Annotated in this window: 22 protein-coding genes; 15 read left to right on the top strand and 7 right to left on the bottom strand. The window is 47.8% G+C overall.

The window, feature by feature from the left end:
• Positions 1 to 129 precede the first annotated feature (129 nt).
• Together imm48 and AC4PM4_RS12990 are read left to right on the top strand one after the other, a co-directional pair.
• The gene (gene imm48 / locus AC4PM4_RS12995; RefSeq protein WP_064636305.1) at positions 130 to 573 is read left to right on the top strand and encodes an Imm48 family immunity protein; all 444 of its coding nucleotides are present in this window, start codon (positions 130 to 132) and stop codon (positions 571 to 573) included.
• Positions 574 to 657: 84 nt separating this feature from the next.
• Positions 658 to 1,194: an RNA 2'-phosphotransferase gene (locus tag AC4PM4_RS12990; protein ID WP_491613744.1), complete on the top strand. Its 537-nt coding sequence runs from the start codon at positions 658 to 660 to the stop codon at positions 1,192 to 1,194.
• Positions 1,195 to 1,382: 188 nt separating this feature from the next.
• Here the strand turns inward: AC4PM4_RS12990 and AC4PM4_RS12985 are convergent, their stop codons facing one another.
• From AC4PM4_RS12985 to AC4PM4_RS12965, 5 genes are all read right to left on the bottom strand, one after another.
• Positions 1,383 to 2,240 (bottom strand): SDR family oxidoreductase, encoded by an 858-nt coding sequence (locus AC4PM4_RS12985; RefSeq protein ID WP_491613743.1) that lies wholly within the window; start codon positions 2,238 to 2,240, stop codon positions 1,383 to 1,385.
• Positions 2,241 to 2,378: 138 nt separating this feature from the next.
• Complete coding sequence (locus AC4PM4_RS12980; RefSeq protein WP_063567255.1) at positions 2,379 to 2,804, bottom strand: Rrf2 family transcriptional regulator; 426 nt, start codon at positions 2,802 to 2,804, stop codon at positions 2,379 to 2,381.
• Positions 2,805 to 2,907: 103 nt separating this feature from the next.
• Positions 2,908 to 3,732 carry a carbohydrate ABC transporter permease gene (locus tag AC4PM4_RS12975; RefSeq protein WP_491613742.1) on the bottom strand — a complete coding sequence of 275 codons (825 nt, stop codon included), beginning with the start codon at positions 3,730 to 3,732 and terminating at the stop codon, positions 2,908 to 2,910.
• A complete protein-coding gene (locus AC4PM4_RS12970) occupies positions 3,733 to 4,605 on the bottom strand; it encodes a carbohydrate ABC transporter permease (protein ID WP_063567257.1) in 873 nt (290 codons plus the stop codon).
• A 113-nt stretch (positions 4,606 to 4,718) separates the two neighbouring features.
• Entirely contained in the window at positions 4,719 to 6,020 is a 1,302-nt protein-coding gene (locus AC4PM4_RS12965; RefSeq protein ID WP_491613741.1) for an ABC transporter substrate-binding protein, read from the bottom strand.
• A 176-nt stretch (positions 6,021 to 6,196) separates the two neighbouring features.
• On the opposite strand from AC4PM4_RS12965, the gene AC4PM4_RS12960 reads away from it, so the two are divergent.
• Together AC4PM4_RS12960 and AC4PM4_RS12955 are read left to right on the top strand one after the other, a co-directional pair.
• A complete protein-coding gene (locus AC4PM4_RS12960; RefSeq protein ID WP_488731459.1) occupies positions 6,197 to 8,077 on the top strand; it encodes a cache domain-containing sensor histidine kinase in 1,881 nt (626 codons plus the stop codon).
• 11 nt (positions 8,078 to 8,088) lie between these two features.
• Entirely contained in the window at positions 8,089 to 8,841 is a 753-nt protein-coding gene (locus AC4PM4_RS12955; RefSeq protein ID WP_256336592.1) for a response regulator transcription factor, read from the top strand.
• 52 nt (positions 8,842 to 8,893) lie between these two features.
• Here AC4PM4_RS12955 and AC4PM4_RS12950 read toward each other — a convergent pair whose 3' ends face one another.
• Entirely contained in the window at positions 8,894 to 9,523 is a 630-nt protein-coding gene (locus AC4PM4_RS12950) for a YfbR-like 5'-deoxynucleotidase (RefSeq protein ID WP_063567261.1), read from the bottom strand.
• Between the two features lie 251 nt (positions 9,524 to 9,774).
• On the opposite strand from AC4PM4_RS12950, the gene AC4PM4_RS12945 reads away from it, so the two are divergent.
• The gene (locus AC4PM4_RS12945) at positions 9,775 to 10,482 is read left to right on the top strand and encodes a metal-dependent hydrolase (RefSeq protein WP_090997972.1); all 708 of its coding nucleotides are present in this window, start codon (positions 9,775 to 9,777) and stop codon (positions 10,480 to 10,482) included.
• 150 nt (positions 10,483 to 10,632) lie between these two features.
• Here the strand turns inward: AC4PM4_RS12945 and AC4PM4_RS12940 are convergent, their stop codons facing one another.
• On the bottom strand, positions 10,633 to 11,706 hold the full coding sequence (locus tag AC4PM4_RS12940) for a M42 family metallopeptidase (RefSeq protein ID WP_063567263.1): 1,074 nt from the start codon (positions 11,704 to 11,706) through the stop codon (positions 10,633 to 10,635).
• Positions 11,707 to 12,322: 616 nt separating this feature from the next.
• Here AC4PM4_RS12940 and spoVAC point away from each other — a divergent pair.
• The 10 genes from spoVAC to yhbY all read left to right on the top strand — a co-directional run bounded on the left by spoVAC (position 12,323) and on the right by yhbY (position 21,867).
• Complete coding sequence (spoVAC, locus tag AC4PM4_RS12935) at positions 12,323 to 12,826, top strand: stage V sporulation protein AC (protein ID WP_063567264.1); 504 nt, start codon at positions 12,323 to 12,325, stop codon at positions 12,824 to 12,826.
• Positions 12,823 to 13,839, top strand: a complete 1,017-nt coding sequence (gene spoVAD, locus AC4PM4_RS12930) for a stage V sporulation protein AD (protein WP_063567265.1) — start codon at positions 12,823 to 12,825, stop codon at positions 13,837 to 13,839. Before spoVAC ends, spoVAD begins: the two co-directional genes overlap by 4 nt.
• 3 nt (positions 13,840 to 13,842) lie before the next feature.
• Positions 13,843 to 14,193 (top strand): stage V sporulation protein AE, encoded by a 351-nt coding sequence (gene spoVAE, locus AC4PM4_RS12925; protein ID WP_053781314.1) that lies wholly within the window; start codon positions 13,843 to 13,845, stop codon positions 14,191 to 14,193.
• Positions 14,194 to 14,400: 207 nt separating this feature from the next.
• A complete protein-coding gene (locus AC4PM4_RS12920; RefSeq protein ID WP_063567266.1) occupies positions 14,401 to 15,357 on the top strand; it encodes an AAA family ATPase in 957 nt (318 codons plus the stop codon).
• 3 nt (positions 15,358 to 15,360) lie between these two features.
• Complete coding sequence (locus tag AC4PM4_RS12915) at positions 15,361 to 16,608, top strand: DUF58 domain-containing protein (RefSeq protein ID WP_491613739.1); 1,248 nt, start codon at positions 15,361 to 15,363, stop codon at positions 16,606 to 16,608.
• Positions 16,605 to 18,818 (top strand): transglutaminase TgpA family protein, encoded by a 2,214-nt coding sequence (locus AC4PM4_RS12910; RefSeq protein ID WP_274567913.1) that lies wholly within the window; start codon positions 16,605 to 16,607, stop codon positions 18,816 to 18,818. The genes AC4PM4_RS12915 and AC4PM4_RS12910 overlap by 4 nt, the downstream gene beginning before the upstream one ends.
• A 109-nt stretch (positions 18,819 to 18,927) precedes the next feature.
• On the top strand, positions 18,928 to 19,455 hold the full coding sequence (locus AC4PM4_RS12905) for a YqeG family HAD IIIA-type phosphatase (protein ID WP_064636329.1): 528 nt from the start codon (positions 18,928 to 18,930) through the stop codon (positions 19,453 to 19,455).
• Entirely contained in the window at positions 19,452 to 20,579 is a 1,128-nt protein-coding gene (gene yqeH, locus AC4PM4_RS12900; RefSeq protein ID WP_024628522.1) for a ribosome biogenesis GTPase YqeH, read from the top strand. Before AC4PM4_RS12905 ends, yqeH begins: the two co-directional genes overlap by 4 nt.
• 41 nt (positions 20,580 to 20,620) lie before the next feature.
• Positions 20,621 to 21,484 carry a shikimate dehydrogenase gene (gene aroE, locus AC4PM4_RS12895; RefSeq protein ID WP_072734525.1) on the top strand — a complete coding sequence of 288 codons (864 nt, stop codon included), beginning with the start codon at positions 20,621 to 20,623 and terminating at the stop codon, positions 21,482 to 21,484.
• 89 nt (positions 21,485 to 21,573) lie between these two features.
• A complete protein-coding gene (gene yhbY, locus AC4PM4_RS12890) occupies positions 21,574 to 21,867 on the top strand; it encodes a ribosome assembly RNA-binding protein YhbY (RefSeq protein ID WP_063567269.1) in 294 nt (97 codons plus the stop codon).
• Positions 21,868 to 21,872 lie beyond the last annotated feature (5 nt).

Genomic DNA, 21,872 nt, shown 5'->3' with positions numbered 1-21,872 from the left:
ACAAGTATGCTGAATCATTGTTTGTCTAACCGTAGATGAATTTGAAAGGAACACCCTATCTCCGATACAATGTTCTCATAGAGTCTGAGAGAATGGATCAAATACGGAGCAGAAATGGAGAAATAGAATATGACTGAATTTATCAATGCTGACGATATTAATGACGTAATTTTGGCTGCGGCGGCTTCAGAATTGGAGCAGATGGTGGACAAAATATGTGAACTGATCGGCACGCCTTTGGAACAGACAACAGAGCTGGAGCGTCAGGTGATTGCTGCTTTTGGGTTTGGCGCTGTATATGGCATAACCCATCGGGATCAACTCGCGGAGCCCCAGGCTCATGCATTGAGCATCCGTATGCTGATTAAACCGTTTAACTATAGTGAGCAGCAGGCGGTGGATTTTGCCGATGATCTGATCCGGGTGGCTTCAGACCGTGAGGTTCATCCGGTGATGAATACGATTATCCAACGTGGGATTGATGGACACCGCCAATTCAATCAGGAAGACGATGAAGGGTTGGCCCGCAACATTCAGGAGATTTTGGCGGCAGTACAACCGGAAAGAAACTGAAGAAGCAGAGCGTTCACCCTTTCATGTAGTGGTACAGACAGTATTTGTCTAATGAATTGTTAACTTAATTGGGAGATGATCGCAATGGATCTGATGAAGTTAAGTAAAGAGCTCTCATACGCCTTGCGTCACGCCCCATGGGAGTATGAGCTGGAGCTGGACGAAGAGGGCTGGGTGGAGATTCCGCAATTGCTGGTGGCTTTACATGAAAGTCCACAGTGGAAAGACGTCACGGAAGCGGATCTGGAGCAGATGATTCAAGCTTCTGAGAAAAAGAGACATGAAATCTGTTCTGGCCGCATCCGGGCATTATATGGTCATTCGACTCCGCAAAGGATATTCAAGACACCCGCCACTCCACCTGAGATACTCTATCACGGCACGCCGCTGCGGTCGGTTGCTTCCATTATGGAGCAAGGTTTGCAGCCTCGGCAGAGGCAGTATGTTCATCTGTCCGCAGATAGGGACACCGCCAATCAGGTGGGACGAAGACGTGATGACCAGCCAATAATACTGAAAATTAACGCGGCTCAAGCGGCCAAAGAAGGTATTTTCTTCTATCATGGAAACGAAAATATTTGGCTGGCCGATCACATTCCGGCACGATATATCGAGCAATGATCGATGTAACGTTGATGGAGATTACCGATATCTAAATCGAATTCAAGTCACAATTAAACTAGTTTAGTATAAAGAGTACGTTCAACTGCTATATCTTTTTATAGATCGCTGTTATACCAAAAGGGACACATCCAACATTCGCTGGTGTGTCCCTTTATGATTCGCACTCTATTATCTTCTACTTAAACTTACTTGCCCAAAATCGCTTTAACACCCTCACTCAATGGTTGAGCCGGACGGCCAAGTAATGTCTCCAGTGTATCACTCTCTACAGCCAGTGCGCCTTCACGGATGGCACTTTGCATATCAACGAGCATGGAGACTACAAAGTCAGGCAATCCTGCACCCTTCATGATGTCCGCATACGCGGCATCGTCCACGTTTTGCACGTTGATGTCCTGTCCAAGTACTTCCCCAACGATGGCTGCAAGCTCAGCTTGAGTACGAAGTTTACCAGACAACTCATATACTGAATTTTCATGTCCCTCACCTGTCAGTACTGCAGCGGCAGCATGCGCATAATCATTGCGAGTAGCCCAGCCCACTTGGCTGGCATTAGTTGCATGCACCCAAGGTGCGCCCTGGGTAGCTGCTTGAACGCTACCTGCTTCATTTTCCAGGTACCAGTTGTTGCGCAGGAAGGAATAAGCAATGCCGGATTCGCGGATAGCCTGTTCTGTGGCACGATGTACTTCAGCAAGTGAAAGGGTGTTTTTCTCCGCATTCACAACGCTGGTATAAGCGATGAATCCAACGCCTGCTTTCTTGGCAGCGTGCACGGCAGCTTGATGTTGGCGAATACGCGTTTCATTGTCACCGTCTGTGGAGATCAGCAGCAGCCGATCCACGCCTGCAAATGCTTTTTCCAGCGTTTCCGGTTGATCGAAATCACCGTGACGAACGTCAACACCTTGAGCGCGCAATGCTTCCGCTTTCTCCGGGTTGCGTACACTTACAGCCAAATCCCCAGCAGATACCGTTTTTAACAGAGCCTCTACGACCAGTGAACCCAAGTGACCTGTTGCTCCAGTAACTAAAATTTTCATTGTATTTTCCTCCTATAAGGTATGTTTTGTGTCGACACAAATGTGAAATGTCAATCTACATGAATGGATGTAATCGTATTTGTTATAACAGGTGTGATTACAACGAAAGGTTTAAAAAAAGCTCGTAATGAGCTTTTTTTATTCAGAGACGTGAACCTGATCCATCATCTGTTGTATCGTTACACGTTTCAAACGCTGCTCCATAGCTAACTGAGCCTCAATAAGTTCGGCGCGCAAGGTTTGTTCGATCATGCTGCCAACCGGACAATTTGGGTTTGGATGCTTGTGGAAGTTAAACAACTCGCCATCCTCCACAACCTCAAGTGCACGATATATATCCAAAAGCGTAATGTCCGCGGGGTCCTTTAACAAAGAAGCACCGCCGACACCGGGTCTGACCTCGATCAGGCCGGCCTGTTTCAGCTTGGACATAATCCGCCGAATAATGACGGGATTGGTATTCACGCTTTTGGCGATAAAATCTCCCGTGCACTCATTGGGCACAACAGCGACCAGGGACAACGTATGAACCGCAATGGAAAAGCGACTACTGATTTGTTTCATGCATGATCACCACCGTTGTAACTATAATAGTTACAAATAAACACGATGTCAATGATGAATTTCAAAGTAGCCCGGTGTATTGAATTCTCATTTCGGATACATCTCAACCCTTAACCGCCCCGGAAGTCAGACCACCCACAATATATTTTTGCCCAATGAGGAACACAATCAACACTGGCAGGGAAGTAAGCACAATATCCGCACTAACCAGATTCCACTGGGCACTGAATTGTCCGAAGAAGTTATAGACAGCGAGCGTCATTGGCCACATCTCGACGGTATTGAGCATGTACAGTGGGGCGGTAAACTCATTCCAGACACTCAGGAAATTAAGAACAAATACCGTAACCAGGACAGAGGTTAACAAAGGCACAATAATTCTGAGAAACAGCTTGATCCCGTTGCATCCGTCCATGATCGCTGCTTCATCCAGTTCTTTCGGAATATTGGATACAAACGCATATGTGATGAATAGCGAGATCGGAATACCCATCGCGGTATAGAGCAGAATCATGCCCACATGCGAATTAATCATGCCCAGCGACTTCATGACCTCCATTAGTGGAATGTAGTTCAATGGCAGCGTAATGCCCAGAATAAGAAAGAAATATAGGAACTTGCTTAACTTCGAATAATTACGCGATAAGGTGAAGGCTGAGAACGCCACAACAAACACCAGCAGAAGGGAAGAAGCCGTTGAATGCAGCAAACTGTTGAAAAAGGAACCACCCAAGTGTCCCTGCTCATAGACGATTTTATAATTTTCAAAGATGAACTTCTCGGGCAGGGTCAGTTTGAGCACTTTGGCTTCGGCATCGGACTTGAATGAATTCAGCACAATGACGACAAAAGGAATCAGGACCACCAGGCTAAGAAGCCAAGCGAGTACATTTAATCCGATGGAAAACAGCCGTTTTTTCACACGCATCTAGTATTCCACCTTTCGGTTCATCAAGCGGATGATGAAGAAGGAGATGACAGCCATAATGACAAACAGAATCGTGGATAATGCACTGCCGAGCCCCCAATAGCCTTTAGCAAAAGAGGAATATACGGCTGTGTTAATTACATCCGTCGCGTTGCCCGGTCCGCCATTGGTCAGTACATATACCGCATCAAATACCCGCAGCCCATACGTAATATTGAGCACCGTAGCGATGGTGATCGTGGGCATCAGCATCGGAATCGTGATTCGAAACAGCTTCTGCCAGAAGCCGGCACCGTCAATCGATGCCGCTTCATAATAATCCCGAGGAATGGCGAGTAGTCCAGCAATGAACAGCACCATAATGTACCCCATGCCTTTCCACGTATCCACCGCCATAATAGATGGCATTGCCCAGGTCAGGGAGCCCAGCCAGTTCTGGGCCAGAACGTCCAGACCCAGCGAACGCAGTGTCACGTTAACGAAGCCGTTGTTGGGATCGAGCAGGCTTTTGAAGACCAGGCCGACAATCAGGAACGAAAGGACTTGGGGTGAAAATATGATCATCCGGTGCAGATTGGCGGCCTTCACACCGCTGACCAGCAATAGAGCTAGGAATAGGCCCAGAACCGTCTTGGCGATCGAAGTAATCAGAGTGAAAAGGACTGTATTCTTAATAAAAAGTAAATACGTTGGATCACCCGCCAGAATGGTTCGGAAATGCTCCAGACCAATAAAGTTTTTCTCCGAACTGTAGCTGTTCCAATCGGTGAAGGAATAATAGATGCCCAGCAGGGCGGGAGCGACGATGAACAGCAGATACAGCACAATCGCTCCAGATGAGAAATACCAGGGATAGATCTTATTTACATTCATAAACTGTTACACCTGTCCTTCCTGCCAAAATGCATGAGTGCATGGTGCCTTACCTCGCTGCATTATAATGGTGGTTAGCCACATGCTCATGTGTTTACCCAGAATATGCGCTGTTATTGCCACGCATCATCTTTCAGCACTTTGGCTTGTTCAGCCCTGCGTTTATCAATATTTTGCAGAATCTGATCCGGGGTCATCGCTCCAGCGAACATGCCGGAAAGATCCTTGCCGATATCCATCCATTGCGGATCAATATACTTCACAGCGGCCTGCATGACCGTACCTTTCTCATGATTTTTCTCATAATCGATATAGTCCTGTGTGAGCTTCGGTTCAATTTCAGGCCAGCAGATGGTCAGATTGCCTTCACCCCCATCGAATACACGCTGCAGATGATCATGCTCCGTAATCCACCGGAAAAACTTCAGTACCTCTTCCGGGTGCTTGCTGTTTTTGTTGCCAAACATCGCAGCCGAACCACCCGGATTCACACCAATCGTCTGATTATCGCCCCATGGCATCACGAAAAATCCCATATTGTCCTTCATGTCTGGATACGCCTCAGACACTTCCTTTTCGGTGCCCGGAACTCGAAGCAGCATCGCTGCCTTCTCCTGACCAAAGGCTTCAATGCCAGCCTCGACCGTGTTGGACAGAAAATCCTTGCCGAAGTAACCCAGTTCCGCAAATTCCTTTAACTGTTCAATGACCATCTTGAGCTGCGTCAAATCCGCGACCTTCATCTCATTGTTGTTCAGCTTCTCGTACGTTCCCGGCGCAGCTTGCTCATAGTTTGGACCGGTTTCGAACAGAGGCAGCACCTGATACCATCCGCTGGCAGGAGCCTGATAGAACGGAATGATGTCCTTATCCTTGATTTTCTGGCTGATCGCCTTGAACTCGGCGTAGGACGTTGGCGGCTGGATGCCGAGCTCTTCAAAGATGCGTTTGTTATAGTACACATACCATATTTTCGATGGTGCAAAAGAAACCCCGTACACCTTCTCTTTATAGCTAACCGTTGGTAAAATCTCTTCGGACATGCGTCCTGTAAATTCCTCATTGGTCAGATCAATTGCATTTTCCTCAGGTCTTACGTTGGCAGGCATGCTAAGTGGATCCACATCGACATTAAAAATATCAGGAGCTTCGCCGGAGGCGAGCTTCACCTTAATCAGGTCACGCCACTGGGCATCAGGGACCACCTGAAAGTCAATTTTCACACCCGTTTCCTGCTCATATTCTTTAGCCATCGTTTGCATGATACCCGTACGTGGAATGCCGCTCTGACTTGTTCCGAACGTTAGTGTTACCTTCCCTGAACCTTCGGAACTTTCACCGGAGTTGCACCCGGCAAGAAGCAGGCTGGACAGCAACAGCGCACCTACGAGGGATAATAGAAATCGTTTTCTCATCAATGAACCTCCCATGGAATAAAGAATAATAGATCTTGCCGAAACGCTTCATGTAAGCGTATTCTTATGTGAACAACTTTACGCGGAACGAAGAATGCGCTCAATAGACAAAAGCGTTCTGTTGGGTGGACATTTTCGAGTAAGTTGCAAGACATCATCCGATAACGAGGTGTGAGATGGTTAAGTACCGATTCAGAACGCTTCAGCAAAGTCTGTTTGCCTACTACTCTGCAGTCTTTATTGTATTTTCATTGATTGTGGCCAGTCTCTTGTATGTTTTTCTTGCCAATGACATTCGTAGTCGAAGTGCCGAACAGCAGAAACAGTTGGGGAATTCGATGGTAGGCAATCTGGATCAGGAAATCGTCAAAATGAATAATTTCTCCATGAACATCGTATATTCCAATCTGGTCAAGGAGCACTTCAGTCACTATTTATCTCCAGCGGAGGACAATGAACAGACGCTGACAAGTGACCCGGCGTTTTACAAGGATACAACAACGCTGATTGATGTCATTCTGGCGATCATTAGCAGCTCTAACACAGCCAAACAAGCCAATATTTATGATGTGAACGGTAAAATGCTGGGTGCCGGTGCGTTCAATGGCCAGCTGTCCGTAGATCTGACCCAAAGACCGTGGTACGAGGAAACGTGGGCGCGCAATGGCTGGCGTGTCATAAGTTTACTGGATGGTGGGGCATTACCGATGCCAACAGGGCAGGGGGAGTCAGGTAAACCATATCTTTCCCTTACCCGGGTGTATAAGGATGGAAATTATGTCTCGCAAGGAGTAGTGGAAATTTTGCAGGATGCAGGAACCGTGTTCCAGCATTTAAACGATGTGCAAGCGGGGAACGAAAATCTGAGCGTCTATGTATTGAATGAACGTAATGAGCTTTTATATCCTTTTTTGTCCAATGAACATCCGTTAACAGCAACCCATTCCGACGTGGTTAACTTGATTCGAAACGATCAATATTCACCAGGAACGATGCAAGGAGTCGTAGATCCCAATGGAAATTCGAAGCAAATGATGACCTACACGACCTCGCAGGAGACCGGATGGACGGTTATTGTGATGCAGTCGAAACAATCCCTGTTTGCGAATTTGAATCGCATGGCTCTTCTGTTCATGGGGGCAACTTTAGCTACCTTGATGCTTATTCTGCTCCTCTCATACCTGATCTCCAAACGTGTTACCTTACCGCTCCATCGTTTGCAGCGCATTATTCAGAAAACTGGCGTCCACGATCTGACCACGGGTCAGGACTCTGGTCAGTTGTTCAAGTTGGAAGTTCCAGGTTCCATCCGTGAGATGGATGAGTTGAATGATACCTTTATCCAATTGAATCAACAGCTTGTGCAGTCTTTTCAGGACATGCTGGCAATCAAATCTCAGGAAACGGATGCCAGGTTGCTGGCGTTGCAGTCCCAGATGAACCCTCACTTTCTGTATAACAACATTACGAACATCAGCATCATGGCGGAAGAGGGCATGAATGAACAGATCGTTGCGTTCTGTGGTCACATTGCATCCATGCTGCGTTACATCTCGGCTCCGAACAAAAGCGGTGTTGCATTGGAAAAAGAAATCGACTACTGTGAGCGGTATTTGGAGTGTATGAAAATTCGGTTCGAAGATGATCTGCTTTATGAATTCCATGTTCCGGACTCGATGAAAAACCTTCAGGTGCCTATGCTGCTGATTCAGCCTTTGCTGGAAAATGTCATGAAACATGGACTACGTGATACTCCACCCTGGAAGCTGCATATCATTGGAAAGCTGGACACCTTGCAGGAAACCTGGCTAATGACAGTGGAAGACAACGGACCTGGCATGGAACCCGAGGCGCTTACGCTCATCCAGCAGTACATACAACAATCACAGGAATGGGAGCGTATGCCTGAACTTGAGATCAACGGGATGGGATTGAAAAACATCTGGATCAGACTCAAATTATGGTATGGCTCCGCGGCACATATGCATATTACGAATAAACCTTCTGGCGGCGTCAGCATTACGATTGGAGGTTCCATTCGAAAGGAGCACAGTTAAAACTCATGGTGATGACATATAGAACTATTATTGTGGAGGATGAGGCGTTAATTCGCCGTAACGTATCCCGGAAATTCAGCGAGCTGGGCACACGGTTTGAGGTTATAGGTGAGGCTAGGAATGGACAGGAAGCATTGGAACTGATTGAACATACGGTGCCTGATCTGGTCGTTACCGATATTCAGATGCCCGTCATGAATGGGCTGGAACTGGCGAAACATCTTTATTTTGCCTATCCGCATGTCAAGATCGTGATCCTGAGCGGCCATCATGAGTTTGAGTTTGCACGTCAGGCGATCAGTTACAAAGTGGAGGATTATCTGCTTAAACCCCTCGCAGAAGAACAGCTTCGATCGCTGCTGGATGCGATGGAATTAAAGCTTGGCAAGGCAGAGGATTCGCTGGCACATGTCAGTGCAATTTTGGATGAACAGGTGAAGCCGGAGGACATCGCAGAGGCAGTCAAATTGTATCTGAAACAGAACTATATGCATGAAATTACGTTGCAGGACATGGCAGGACAGATGCATTTTAGTGTAGATTACCTGGGGAAGTGTTTCAAAAAGGTGACGGGTGAAACCCCGCTCAAATACATGACAGGGCTTCGAATCAACGAAGCAAAACGCATGCTCGCGGCCTTTGAAGATATGGATATCAAGACAGTAGGTAAAGCGGTGGGATATAGTGATTCCCATTATTTTAGCCGTATCTTTAAAAACAAGACAGGACTGTATCCCAGCGAGTATCGCCAAAGGTTACAATAACGAAAAAAAGCCCTGTCCATGGCTCTTGAAGAACCACGATGACTGGAGCTGATTATTGTAACAAAGCATCTTCTGTGATTTGGCGGATATCAAATGGGGAGCGGTTACCTTCCTCAATGATGTCGGGGAGAATATGTTCGAGGAAATAGTGTACACAGTGGAGGTCAATATTTTTGATTTTGATCAGGGCATATCGGTACATCACGATAAATTCCTTTTCTGTATTGCCACGCTGCAGTTCAGCAAACGCTTCGTATACCTGATCCATTTTGTCTGCCACTTCCAGAATAAGTCCTTCGACAGAATTGTCTTTGCCTTCACGCAGCTGTCTACGGAAAATCGGCTGGAACTCTTCAGGAATATTTTCGTTAATAAAATGCTCAACCATGCCTTCTTCTACCTGCTGTAGCATCGAACGAAGCTCCAGTGAATAATGTTTAACCGGCGTTTTGATATCACCGATGAAAATTTCACCATAATCATGACTGCTGGTGATTTCGTAAAGCTTCTTCCAATCGATGGCGACCCCATGCTGTTCCTCAATATCGGCCAGTGTTTTGGCATACTGCACGACTTTCCAGGAGTGGGCGGATACGCTGTGTTCCTCGAACTTGAATTTCCCCGGCGTACGAATAATGCGTTCGAGATCGTTGAGTGATCTAAAGTACGTATGAATTCCCATATAAGTAATCATCCTTTGTTGGTTGGGTATGAACCGACTATACACCAGTGATGTTAACACAGGATTAACGCCGTATGAGGTAAAGGTAAAATCAGTTCACATATTAGTCTGCCCATAGATCCCATCGTAATTACACAGTGTGGAGTAAGTAAATTAAGAAATGCGAACTATTGTTCTTATATTGTTTTCGTTGTAAAATCTGGAGTGGGCAGTTTATGTTCCCTATTTCTTCGAAAGGAAGTTTTTGCACCATGATGGGAAGATCCCACCTGATTATCGGGACCACTGTATCCCTCTCTGTTCTGCAATTGGCCGGCATGCCCGTGACTGCACCGGCGGTTACCGTGGCCCTGATCGGTTCGCTCCTACCAGACATTGATGAGCCCAATTCACTATTGGTATCCAAGGCGTTGCCGAACAGCCTCATTCGGCTGTTACAGACAATTCTGCTGCCTGTCGCCGTATTTGTGTACTTCTATGTTCAGGCGAAACCATGGAATTTGCTGCTCGCGATTCTGATTGCGATGGTATCTTTCCTGCCATCCCGTTCCCTGCGCAAAGTGTTGATGTTTGCAATCGGATTGGGACTTGTATTCTATGGGCATGCATTCGCACCATGGAATCTAATTGCTGGCAGTCTGTTAATGCTGTGTACCACCTTAACCCACAGGGGATTGACACACACATTATATGGAACCGCCGTATGGACTGGGTTGCTCTACAGTACAACTCATTTGCAGGGGCCTGAGATCTGGGTAGCTGGAGGCACAGCCTATGTCATGCATCTATTGGCAGATTCGTTGACGAATCGCGGCATTCGTCCATTGCCACCACTCAAGTGGCGTATAAGAATCAATCTCATGAGTACGGGCACGAAACATGGTGCCGTTGTGGAAAATGTGTGCATTGTGCTGGCTCTTATTTTGGCCTGGATTGCATTCTCCCCTTTATTTCTGTAAACCAAATCATGCCAGCTTCTGCTTATGCAGAGGCTGGCATTTTGCAATTCATCACTACATCTTAATCTCCCCTTCATCTTTAGGACGGATTTCGTGTTCTGAACATCAAAAAAGATGCCCTGAAAATCAGGGCATCTTCTATAGAAAAAGTTACGCGTTTCCGATAATCGTGTTCAGTGTTGTCTGATCCAGACCCTTCACCAGTTTCACGAGCAACTCTTTTGCCGCATCATAGTCATCCGTATGAATGATGGAAGAAGAAGTATGAATGTAACGGGCGCAGATGCCAATTACCGTTGAAGGCACACCGATACCGCTCAAATGAACCGCTCCGGCATCCGTACCGCCAGGAGAGATGAAATATTGCATTTTGATCTGATTTGTTGATGCTGTGTCCTGAACATATTCAACAATACCACGATGGGTAAACATGCCCGGGTCGAAGATACGCAGTAAAGCGCCTTGTCCAATATGTCCGAATGATTGTTTGTCTCCTGTCATATCATTCGCGGCACTGCAGTCCAGTGCAAAGAAAATATCCGGTTCAATTAGATTGGCAGCCGTGCGTGCACCGCGTAGTCCCAATTCTTCTTGGACTGTTGCACCGCAATAGAGGGTGTTTGGCAATTTTTCTTTATGCAATGCTTCAACTAGCTCAAGTGCAAGTCCTACGCCGTAACGGTTATCCCATGCTTTTGCCATGATTTTCTTCGGGTTAGCCATCGGTGTGAACTCACAGATCGGCACGATCTGCATGCCCGGGTGAATGCCCCAAGACTCTGCTTCTGCACGGTTATCCGCACCAATATCCAAGTACATATGGTTAAGATCAACCGGTTTATTACGCTGGGATTCATCGAGTAGATGAGTAGGTGTTGAACCAACAACCCCTGTAATCCGGCGATCCGGAGTGATGAGTTCCAGACGTTGAGACAGCACAGCCTGACTCCACCATCCACCGAGTGGGCGGAATTTGATCATGCCTGTTTCCGTAATGCCTGTGGTCATGAAACCAACTTCGTCGAAGTGACCTGCAACCATGACTTTGGGTCCGGACTCCTCTCCCCGCAATACGCCAAAAAGGCTACCCAAGCGATCCTGGACAAATTCATCCGTATAAGGAGACATTTGTTCTTTCATCCATCCGCGAAGCTCGCGTTCAAACCCGGAAACGGAAGGGAATTCCGTTAACGTGCGAAACATTTCTAACGTTTTTTGATTCATGTGTCGACAACTCCTCTGCTTGTATGTAGATCAGGTCTCAGCAGAACGGCTGCCGGACTGTTGTCCTTCGGAAGAGAAGAACGTTTTATTTAACCACTGGTCACACTACAGTATGAACCTTGCGCAAGTAATTGTCCATGGTTATGTCACGTATCTCAGGCATGAATGGTTGCTCGTTTAATGTTTCATCGGGCCATAAAATCCGCACCAAGCACAGTCGCCAAGCAGCTGCATTGAATATGCATATAGTAAGGAACCGTTTTGCTTAACCAGTATTCCATAAGGTATTTAATGACCCACTAATTTCACTTGCCTCACAACAGGAAGGAGCTGGGACAATAGATGACGCCACCCGATGAAGGCAATGAAACCATCCTTTGTATCGTCCTTTTTATTTTGCTCGTGATCATTCTGCTTTATTTATAAATTTCACAGACCTCTGATCCGGCGCTGAGCGACTCATCTCATTCGGCAGCTTAATCGTGCTGGAAACATATGCTGTCTTTCGCCGGATACATAACTTTCCCAACCTTAACAAACAATGAATACAGGATTACACACAGTACATGCAGTCACATCTGTTGACTTATTTTCATTTCAAGGGAGGTTCTGTATCTTGCCAGCTCAAACTAAGGGTAGTAGTAAAAAATCATCATCATCCCTGTCCATCAGTGAACAGGAATATAAAAAAGTCGCCAAAAAACATGAGCCTGCCCGTCCAATCTGGACGAACTGTATTAAGGCATTCTTCGTCGGCGGATTCATCTGCGTCATTGGACAGGCTATCCAGGAAGCGTTTATGGCCGGGTTTGACATGACATCGAAAGAAGCTGCCAGTCCAACCGTTGCGGTCATGATCCTCATTTCAGTCATCCTGACTTGCCTCGGTGTCTACGATAAAATGGCACAATGGGCGGGTGCTGGAACGGCTGTCCCTGTCACCGGGTTTGCCAACTCCATGTGTTCGGCAGCACTGGAGCATCGCGCCGAGGGACTGGTGCTTGGGGTTGGTGCCAACATGTTCAAGCTGGCAGGCTCAGTTATCGTGTTTGGTGTCGTTGCTGCCTTCATCGTGGGGATTGTATATGCCATCCTCGGCTTCGGAGGTGGACATCTATGAAACGCCTGGGCCAACAAACCTGGCAATTTGAGAACCGTCCACGGATTATCGGCAGATCGGCAGTCGTAGGACCGGATGAAGGCAAAGGGCCTCTAACATCAGATTTTGATTATGTATATGACAATTTGGAAATTGGGGAGAAAACCTGGGAAAAGGCAGAACGCAAGCTTCTTGAACAGGCTTCCCAAATGGCATTAATCAATGCGAATATCACAAAAGAAGAGCTTCAGTTCTTTGTTGGTGGAGATCTGATGAATCAGATTATTAGTAGTTCCTTTTCTGCCCGCAAGTTGGGTGTACCTTATTTAGGGGTATTTGGTGCCTGTTCAACGTCGATGGAAACGTTGGCTCTCGCCTCACTCATTGTGGACTCGGGTGCAGGGGATTATGTACTCGCGGGTACGGTGAGTCACAACTGTACGGTGGAAAAGCAATTTCGTTATCCAACGGAATATGGTTCCCAGAAGCCTCCATATGCGCAGTATACGGTCACCGGTTCTGGCTGTGGTGTGGTTTCTCGTACTGGCGAAGGTCCTGTAGTTACCAAAGCGACTATTGGCCGAATTATGGATATGGGCATCAAAGATCCGTTTAACATGGGATCCGCGATGGCGCCTGCGGCAGCGGATACTATCGTTTCCCATTTTCGGGATACAGGGTTGGAACCCGGTTATTATGATCTCATTGTGACAGGCGATCTGGCATCCGTGGGACTTCCCATTACCAAAGAATTGCTGCAAAAAGAGGGTATTCCCATGGAACAGACGGTTTTCAATGACTGCGGATTGATGATTTATGATCGGGAGAAGCAGCCTTACGTTGTCGCTGGAGGCAGTGGCTGTGGATGTTCTGCAACAGTGACTTACGGTCACATTTTGAACCGGATGCAAAAGGGTGAACTCAATAAGGTATTAGTGGTCGCTACCGGTGCATTGTTATCTCCACTTTCATATCAGCAGGGCGAGAGCATTCCTTGTATTGCGCATGCCGTAGCCATAGAAAAGGAGGGATAAAGGATGCAGTTTTTATGGGCATTTATTGTTGGCGGGTTGATATGTGTCGTGGGACAACTTCTGATGGATGGTGTCAAACTGACTCCTGCACATACGATGAGTACACTTGTTGTGGCTGGTGCGGTTGCGGATGCGTTTGGGCTGTATGATCCGCTCGTCAAATTTGCAGGGGCAGGAGCTTCCATCCCCATTACCAGTTTTGGTAACTCCCTCGTGCACGGGGCATTGACGGAACTGGAGAAAGAGGGATGGATTGGTGTCATTACGGGGATATTCGATTTGACCGCGGCGGGTATTTCCTCAGCGATTATCTTTTCTTTTCTCGCGGCATTGGTGGTTCGGCCGAAAGGGTAACAGAGCATGGCAGAGCTAGCCATTATATATGGAATCAGCAGAGGCTTCGGATAACTTCTATCCGGGCCTCTTTTTGTCGTAATCATGCGATAACTGCGGTGAATCTGACGGCTGGAAACAAATTATGAGTTCCTTCGAGTGTACTCGCGCCCTTGGATCATGTACAATAAAAGGAAATCTGTATGCTTTTTTAGGAGGTTAGACCACATGCCTGTGCGCAAAGAGTCGATCCAAATCATATCAGCAGTTCGTTCTAATCTGGAATCATGCATAATGGGGAAATCCTTTGAAATTCAACTTTTGCTCACAGCTTTGCTTGCAGGCGGACACGTTCTGATTGAAGACGTACCAGGAACAGGCAAGACGCAGTTGGTTAAAGCGTTATCGAAATCCATGCGCGGAGAGTACCGCCGCATTCAATGTAATCCTGATATTTTACCAAGTGACATCACGGGGGTATCCGTGTTCCATCCACGTGACGAGCGCTTTTACTTCCGTCCGGGTCCGGTCATGACGAACATTTTGCTGGCAGATGAGATTAACCGGGCAACTACGAAAACGCAGTCCGCTTTGCTGGAAGTCATGGAAGAGCGCAGTGTAACGGTAGATGGCGATACGTATGATCTGCCTCATCCATTTATGCTCTGTGCAACCCAGAATCCAATCGATTTTGAAGGAACGTACACATTGCCGGAAGCGCAATTGGACCGGTTTATGTTGAAAATAAGTCTGGGTTATCCCGACAAGGATATCGAGAAAACGTTGCTGAAGCAGCATCAGTCGGGTCAGCCTGTTGATCGGCTTGAATCCGTAACCCATATGGATCAGATATCAGCCATTCAACAGGAAATCAAGGAAGTATTCATCGGTGATCCGGTCATGGATTATCTGCTTGATGTGGTTCGCAAAACTCGCTCCCACCCATCCGTACTGCTGGGCGCCAGCCCGCGGGCAGCCATTTCATTTATGATGGCCGTGAAGGCTTTTGCCTTTTTGCAGGAACGTGACTACGTGCTTCCGGATGACGTGAAAACGATGGCACCTTATGTCATCTCCCATCGGATCGTGCTGCGTCCCGAATCGAGACTGGACAGCATGAGCTCCGAGGCTGTATTAAAATCCGTACTTCAGCAGGTTCGAGTGCCCGTCTCCATGGGGCAATAATTGATGAAGCCGCTTTTGAGTACAGTCAGAAGGGGAATACGCCACCCCCGCGTATGGAGCATCGCGGCGGTGTGGATGTGCTGTTTGGCTTATGTATTGTTCCAGGGCGGGAAGACCTCCCTGATGCTGCTGTCGATGGTGACTCTGCTTTGTATTTACCTTGCGATTGCTGGTTTTAGCGGTGTACGTCGTACTCACGGCGTACGCAAGCTCTCTTCTGGTCAGGATCATGAAGAGCTGCTGCATGCCGGTGACCAGGTACAGGTGCAGTTAAGTCTGAACATCCCGGGATTTCTGCCACTTCCTTATGTGGTTGTGCGCGAAATGCTGCATCGGCATAACGGCGAATCCTGGTCTTTCAAAGAAAGCCTCATTCCGAGCATGCGAGGGTATGGTGAATTGTCTTTTCAAACCCCGCCGCTGGAGCGGGGAAAGTATGTCTTTTCAGAAACGGAATGTGCCAGCGAGGACATCTTTGGTCTAATCGAACATCGGGGAACGTTCAAAGCTAAAGGGGAATTCCGGGTGTTGCCGCGGACGGTATTTATCCCGTACTGGCAGCTATATGATCGCAAATCACGGTTATCCGGTCCACAGACGGCCTTGACCCGCTCGCGCAGGGAAACGACCCAGATTAACGGCGTGCGTGACTACGTTTATGGCGACCGACTTTCCCGCATTCACTGGAATGCAACGGCAAAGACGGGAACGTGGAAGTCCAAGGAATTTGAACATGAGTCGGTGCCGAAAACGATTCTGGTGCTGGATGCGCTGTCAGGCAGCTATGAACATGGTGAGGCCTTTGAACTGGCTGTGTCCACGGCTGCCTCGCTGCTGGAGTATGGCACAAGAGAACGAATGGGTATGGGGCTGCTGACACTGTCGGAGAAGACATCATTTTTTGCTCCCAGCGAAAGTCCGATGGAGCGGCAGAAGATGATTCATCATCTGGTAGATATCCAATATAACGGCCAAGAGAATCGGCTGCTGCCCGGTGTCGAGAAGATGTCACGTCAGTTTCCTCAAGGCGCGTATTTTGTAGTGATTTCTCCCCAGAAAGATGAAAAAGTTCTCGAACTGCTCCGATGGGCTGACACACGGGGGATGACCCCTTGTCATATTCTGATTGAACCCACTGATTCCCGCCGGAGTTCCGAGTGGAATGCGATGCTGCGCGGAAGAGGCACAAGATCCTTTACCGTTTCCCATTTGCAGGAGCTTCCAACGGTTATGGGGGGAGGTAGTGTATGAGTACTAAAGGCAAAGAGCTGACAGTGGGGAGAAGATCCTGGTATCATGCGGCTTCGTTGCTCTGGATTTTCCTGATTGGCATGCAGTGGATATCATTTACACAGGAATCCTGGTATACCGAGACCACTTCATTGGTGCTGTGGACGCTCGCAGCGGTCAGTATTCTGGAAGTGATTCTGCCTTTCAAAATAATGATTCGAACTATAATCAAGGCGGTTGTCCTTGTATATATTTTGCATAAGACACTAATCGATTACACCGTTTATATTCCTTACGGCACGTTAATGGAGCGTACAGAGCAATTTGTGCTGCACCTAGCACCTTACATCTGGTTCTCCCTGTGCGCGTGGGTGATGCTTGAAGCTGCCCTGCGCCTGGTGACTACAACACGCCGAATTCTCGTTTTTCTGGGCATTAACATTATATCGATGGGAATTCTCGACTCCTTTACCCAGTTTCCACTCTGGATTGAAATCGCCTGGGTTATGTTTGCAGGAATGGGATGGCTGGTATGTCAGCACTTCCGTAATTTCCAACTGCAATATCCACAAGGGTGGAAGCGAATTATCCGACATCCCTACAAAATTCTGGCCAACATTGCCATCATATTCTCTTTGATTATCGTAGCCAGTGTGAATATGCCGGAAGTTCCTCCTACCTTGACGGATCCTTATACCGCGTGGCGTAACTACACCGGAAGTTCGGGGAGTCAGACAGGCAACGGCACACTGGACATTCCGACAGCTACCGAGTCAGGATACAGCAGGGAAGACAACCAGCTTGGCGGAGGGTTTAACTTCGACTATACACCAGTCATGTCTGTCACTACCAATGAGCGCAGTTACTGGCGTGGTGAGACGCGGGCAGAGTATACGGGAACAGGCTGGGATGATCGCGGACGAGGTGCAACAGAGGATGTTGAGGCGGGACAAGCACTGGAGAATGATGAACCCGGAAATGTAACCACCAAGCAAGTCACTCAGAAAGTGACGATGTTGAATGATAACGTGTATCCGATCCTCTTTGGAGCCTATTCCATCTCGAAAGTCACATCTGTCAATGGTGAGGCGAATTCGGACCGGATGTTATGGAATCCAGAGCAGGCAGAACTTCATGTCGTAACAGACCGTCAGCAACCGCAATATCCGAAGACGTATACGATTGTATCGGAAGCGCCAGTTATTGTGGAAGATGAACTTCGTACCAAATCTTTTGATGATCTGTATACTAGCAATCCGGCAGATGATATGTACCTGCAGCTGCCATCCAGATTCCCAGATCGGGTGACGGACCTGGCCACTGAAATTACAGCATCGGCAAATACGCCGTATGAAAAAGTGGCATTACTGCAAAACTATTTACAACAAAATTTTGATTACACAAACAATCCGGATTTATCCCGAAAAGTAAGTAGTGACTTTGTTGAAGGGTTTTTATTTGACATTCGTGAAGGGTATTGTGATTATTTCTCGACTGCACTGGTTATGATGGCGCGCTCCGAAGGAATCCCCGCTCGTTGGGTGAAAGGGTACGCACCTGGACAGCTTTCGCTGAATTCAGACATGCAGGCTCCCCGCCAACCTGGAGCTGAGATCGAGACAACTTACACTGTAACGAATGCAGACGCGCATTCTTGGGCTGAAGTTTATTTTGGCGAGTATGGATGGATTCCGGTTGAAGCGACGCCGGGCTTTGACATGCCGTTGCTCACGGAACAACCGGATGTACAGCCGGTAGATGAGCCTGAAGAACAACCTGAAGAGGAACCGGTAAAAGAGGAAGAGCAGACTCCTGCGCCTGAGCAGGCTTCATCCAGCATCCCGACTTTTGTAATCTGGGTTGCGGGAGCCATCATCGTATTGTGGGTGGCTTATATGTTCTGGCGAAATCGCCTCTCGCTTCGATTCTTCGTGCTTCGTCTGCGGACAGGTGGACCGTTAACCCCTGAACAAAAGGTAGTGGCAGAGACCGAACGCTGGATACGTTATGCGAAGCGCAAAGGATTGACCCGAAGCGGGGATGAGACACTTCGTGAATCGGTAACCCGCTGGAGCCAGCTGAAACCAGCTGCAGCAGCGACATTGCATGAACTCTTAGCGAAGTTTGAACAGACTCGCTATAGTCCAGCGTCTGTAACTGCAGACGATTGGAAGGCCGTCTATCAGACTGCTTCGAAGCTGCGTAAGGAACTTAAAGCGGAACGGGCGTAATGTCTCCCGTCCCGTTTTTCCTTTTTTCCTATACCGTGAGGCGCTGTATGCATTTTCAGGAAAGACGGATTTGTGATATAGTGTGTCGTATGAAACTGAGGTGACTTCTTTGTTTGAAATGTTAATGCCCAAGCTGCGTGTAGACACGGTTTTTGACATTAATCTGGAAGAGCTATACGCTCAAGGCTACCGTGGAATTATAACTGATCTGGACAATACACTCGTTGGGGCGAAAGCTCCTGATGCCACGCCCGAACTGATTGAGTGGTTCGCACGTGTCAAAGAGGCTGGTTTCCAGCTCATGATTGTGTCCAATAACAATTTGAATCGTGTATCCCTGTTTGCGACGCCACTGGATATCCAGTTTGTGCATAGTGCACGCAAACCATCGAATGTTCCGTTTCGTAGAGCAATGAAGATGATGGAGTTAACTCCTGAAAAAACGATTGTGGTAGGCGATCAGATGCTTACAGATGTCTATGGAGGGAATCGACTGGGACTCTATACGGTTCTGGTATTGCCGATCTCCATTGGAGATGAAGGCTTCATGACCCGCTTCAATCGGCGCGTGGAACGGATTGCTCTAACGAGTTTGCGCAAGAAAGGCTTATGGCTTGAGGAGGAAAAGAAGAAATGACAGAACCGCATAACGGCAATATTGCCGTAAGGTGCAGCGGATGCGGAGTGCATCTGCAAACGGAAAACCCGGAATTACCAGGATTCATCCCCGAAAAAGCGTTGGATCGTGAACCCGTCATTTGCCAGCGTTGTTTCCGTATTAAAAATTACAATGAGTCATCATCCGTTACAGTGGATCAGGACGAGTTCTTGGCCCTGCTCAGCAAAATCGGGGATAAGGATGCACTTGTCATCCATATCGTTGATCTGTTTGACTTTGATGGCAGTATCATCTCTGGTTTGCAGCGTTTTGTAGGCAACAATCCTGTATTGCTTGCCGTGAACAAAACGGACTTGCTTCCAAAAGTAACTAACTGGAACAAGGTTCGCAACTGGGTGCAAAAACAGGCCAAAGAACAAGGTTTGCGTACGGTAGATGTCGTTCTGTGCAGTGCGAAGCAAAATCAGGGCTTCGACCGACTGCTTGAGCTTGTAGGGACGTATCGCGGAGATCGTGACGTATATGTGGTTGGTGGTACTAATGTGGGCAAATCCACACTGATTAACCGTCTGATTCGTGATTACAGTGATCTCGAGCAGGAACTCACAACATCCCGTTATCCGGGGACGACGCTGGATATGGTTAATATTCCACTCGACGATGGAAAAGCTATTATTGATACACCGGGAATTGTATACCCTTGGCGTTTCAGTGAGATTGTATCCCGTAAAGATCTGGCTGCCATTATGCCAGAAAAACCGCTTAAACCGGCCGTTTATCAATTGAATTCTGGTCAGACGCTGTTCTTCGGCGGCATGGCTCGTTTTGACTTTGTAGAGGGAGATCGTCAGTCCTTCACTTGTTTTATCAGCACTGCGCTTGATATTCACCGGACGAAGCTGGAACGTGCAGACGACTTGTATCGTGACCATCTGGGTGAATTGCTGTCTCCACCAACGCGTGAAGATGCAGCGGATATGCCTGAATGGACCAGACATGAATTCCGTATCAAACGTGGCAGCCAGTCGGATGTATTCATTTCCGGACTGGGCTGGATTAAGGTTAACGGTGAGAATGGGGCGCTTGTAGCTGTTCATGCTCCAAAAGGTATTCGTGTACTGATCCGCCCATCCTTGATCTAATGTAATTACAGCAGCATTTTCACCAGATCGGAGGCGGAAGTATGTCGGAACAGAAAAAAACAAATCCTTCACTCCCTGTCCTGCTTGGCGTTATGGGTGATCCCATTGCACATTCCAAATCGCCTGCTATGCATAATGCGGCTCTGCAGGCTGCAGGAGTGAATGGAATGTATATGCCGCTGCATGTTCGTCCCGAGCAGCTGGAATCCGCCATTCGAGGCATTGTGGCGCTGGGGTACCGCGGTGTGAATGTAACCATTCCGCACAAAGAACAGGTGATGCAGTATCTTGATGTCATTGATGAAAGTGCACGCCTGATTGGCGCGGTGAACACCATTGTCAATGAAGAAGGCAAGCTGACAGGGTATAATACGGATGGCATCGGTTATGTGCGTTCCTTGAAGGAAGAAGCTGTTCCGGAACTCGCAGGTAAACGTATCGCTGTTCTGGGGGCTGGCGGAGCAGCAAGAGGTGTGATATACGCTCTTGCTTTGGAGAAGCCTGAACGGATTAGTATTCTTAACCGTACAGCCGACAGAGCCGTTGCCCTTGCTTCCGATCTGCGCGCTCATGGACTGGGTGACATCACAGGTAGTGGAATGGAAGAGGCTGCTGCGGTACTGGCTTCGGCTGATATCGTGATTAACACGACAGCAGCAGGCATGCATCCGCATGTAGATGACGTACCTGTTGACCCTGCACTCATTCGAGCAGGTGCAGCAGTAAGCGACCTTATTTACAATCCGCTGGAAACACGCCTGCTTCGCGAGTCAAGGCAGCGTGGATGTACTGTGCATGGTGGTCTTGGTATGTTTATATACCAAGGTGCGGTAGCATTCGAGCACTGGCTCGGCATCCCGGCTCCCGTGGAGACGATGCGGCGCGCAGTGTTAGACAGTTTTTAATATTGTAAAAATATAATTGAACGGTCAGGCCTAGGGCAGACATTGTGCTGTTGCTAAGGCTTGCTCACCATAAGGAGTATGGAGTATTAATGTTAAACGGTAAACAAAAGCGCTTTTTGCGTTCACAGGCACATCATCTGACCCCTGTATTTCAAATCGGCAAAGGGGGAACGAATGAGCACCTGTTCCGTCACATCGAAGATGCGATTGAGAAGCGCGAATTGATGAAAGTGCAAGTGCTCAACAACAATGACGAGGACAGAAAAGAGATGGCCGAAGAAGTTGCCCGTGAAACGGGTAGTGAGCTTGTACAAGTCATCGGTAACACAATCATCCTGTACAAAGAATCGCGCGATAACAAACAAATCGAACTACCTAGATAAGGGAG

The sequence above is a fragment of the Paenibacillus sp. MDV22-iso6 genome, assembly GCF_058408365.1.
The sequence above is the reverse complement of the archived record's forward strand: the minus strand, read 5'-3'. Positions and strand labels throughout refer to the sequence as shown.

Excerpts from the sequence above, each read along its gene's own strand:
- imm48 (WP_064636305.1), top strand. The coding sequence starts at position 130 with ATGACTGAATTTATCAATGCTGACGATATTAATGACGTAATTTTGGCT.
- AC4PM4_RS12990 (WP_491613744.1), top strand. The coding sequence starts at position 658 with ATGGATCTGATGAAGTTAAGTAAAGAGCTCTCATACGCCTTGCGTCAC.
- AC4PM4_RS12985 (WP_491613743.1), bottom strand. The coding sequence starts at position 2,240 with ATGAAAATTTTAGTTACTGGAGCAACAGGTCACTTGGGTTCACTGGTC.
- AC4PM4_RS12980 (WP_063567255.1), bottom strand. The coding sequence starts at position 2,804 with ATGAAACAAATCAGTAGTCGCTTTTCCATTGCGGTTCATACGTTGTCC.
- AC4PM4_RS12975 (WP_491613742.1), bottom strand. The coding sequence starts at position 3,732 with ATGCGTGTGAAAAAACGGCTGTTTTCCATCGGATTAAATGTACTCGCT.
- AC4PM4_RS12970 (WP_063567257.1), bottom strand. The coding sequence starts at position 4,605 with ATGAATGTAAATAAGATCTATCCCTGGTATTTCTCATCTGGAGCGATT.
- AC4PM4_RS12965 (WP_491613741.1), bottom strand. The coding sequence starts at position 6,020 with ATGAGAAAACGATTTCTATTATCCCTCGTAGGTGCGCTGTTGCTGTCC.
- AC4PM4_RS12960 (WP_488731459.1), top strand. The coding sequence starts at position 6,197 with ATGGTTAAGTACCGATTCAGAACGCTTCAGCAAAGTCTGTTTGCCTAC.
- AC4PM4_RS12955 (WP_256336592.1), top strand. The coding sequence starts at position 8,089 with ATGACATATAGAACTATTATTGTGGAGGATGAGGCGTTAATTCGCCGT.
- AC4PM4_RS12950 (WP_063567261.1), bottom strand. The coding sequence starts at position 9,523 with ATGGGAATTCATACGTACTTTAGATCACTCAACGATCTCGAACGCATT.
- AC4PM4_RS12945 (WP_090997972.1), top strand. The coding sequence starts at position 9,775 with ATGATGGGAAGATCCCACCTGATTATCGGGACCACTGTATCCCTCTCT.
- AC4PM4_RS12940 (WP_063567263.1), bottom strand. The coding sequence starts at position 11,706 with ATGAATCAAAAAACGTTAGAAATGTTTCGCACGTTAACGGAATTCCCT.
- spoVAD (WP_063567265.1), top strand. The coding sequence starts at position 12,823 with ATGAAACGCCTGGGCCAACAAACCTGGCAATTTGAGAACCGTCCACGG.
- spoVAE (WP_053781314.1), top strand. The coding sequence starts at position 13,843 with ATGCAGTTTTTATGGGCATTTATTGTTGGCGGGTTGATATGTGTCGTG.
- AC4PM4_RS12920 (WP_063567266.1), top strand. The coding sequence starts at position 14,401 with ATGCCTGTGCGCAAAGAGTCGATCCAAATCATATCAGCAGTTCGTTCT.
- AC4PM4_RS12915 (WP_491613739.1), top strand. The coding sequence starts at position 15,361 with ATGAAGCCGCTTTTGAGTACAGTCAGAAGGGGAATACGCCACCCCCGC.
- AC4PM4_RS12910 (WP_274567913.1), top strand. The coding sequence starts at position 16,605 with ATGAGTACTAAAGGCAAAGAGCTGACAGTGGGGAGAAGATCCTGGTAT.
- yqeH (WP_024628522.1), top strand. The coding sequence starts at position 19,452 with ATGACAGAACCGCATAACGGCAATATTGCCGTAAGGTGCAGCGGATGC.
- aroE (WP_072734525.1), top strand. The coding sequence starts at position 20,621 with ATGTCGGAACAGAAAAAAACAAATCCTTCACTCCCTGTCCTGCTTGGC.
- yhbY (WP_063567269.1), top strand. The coding sequence starts at position 21,574 with ATGTTAAACGGTAAACAAAAGCGCTTTTTGCGTTCACAGGCACATCAT.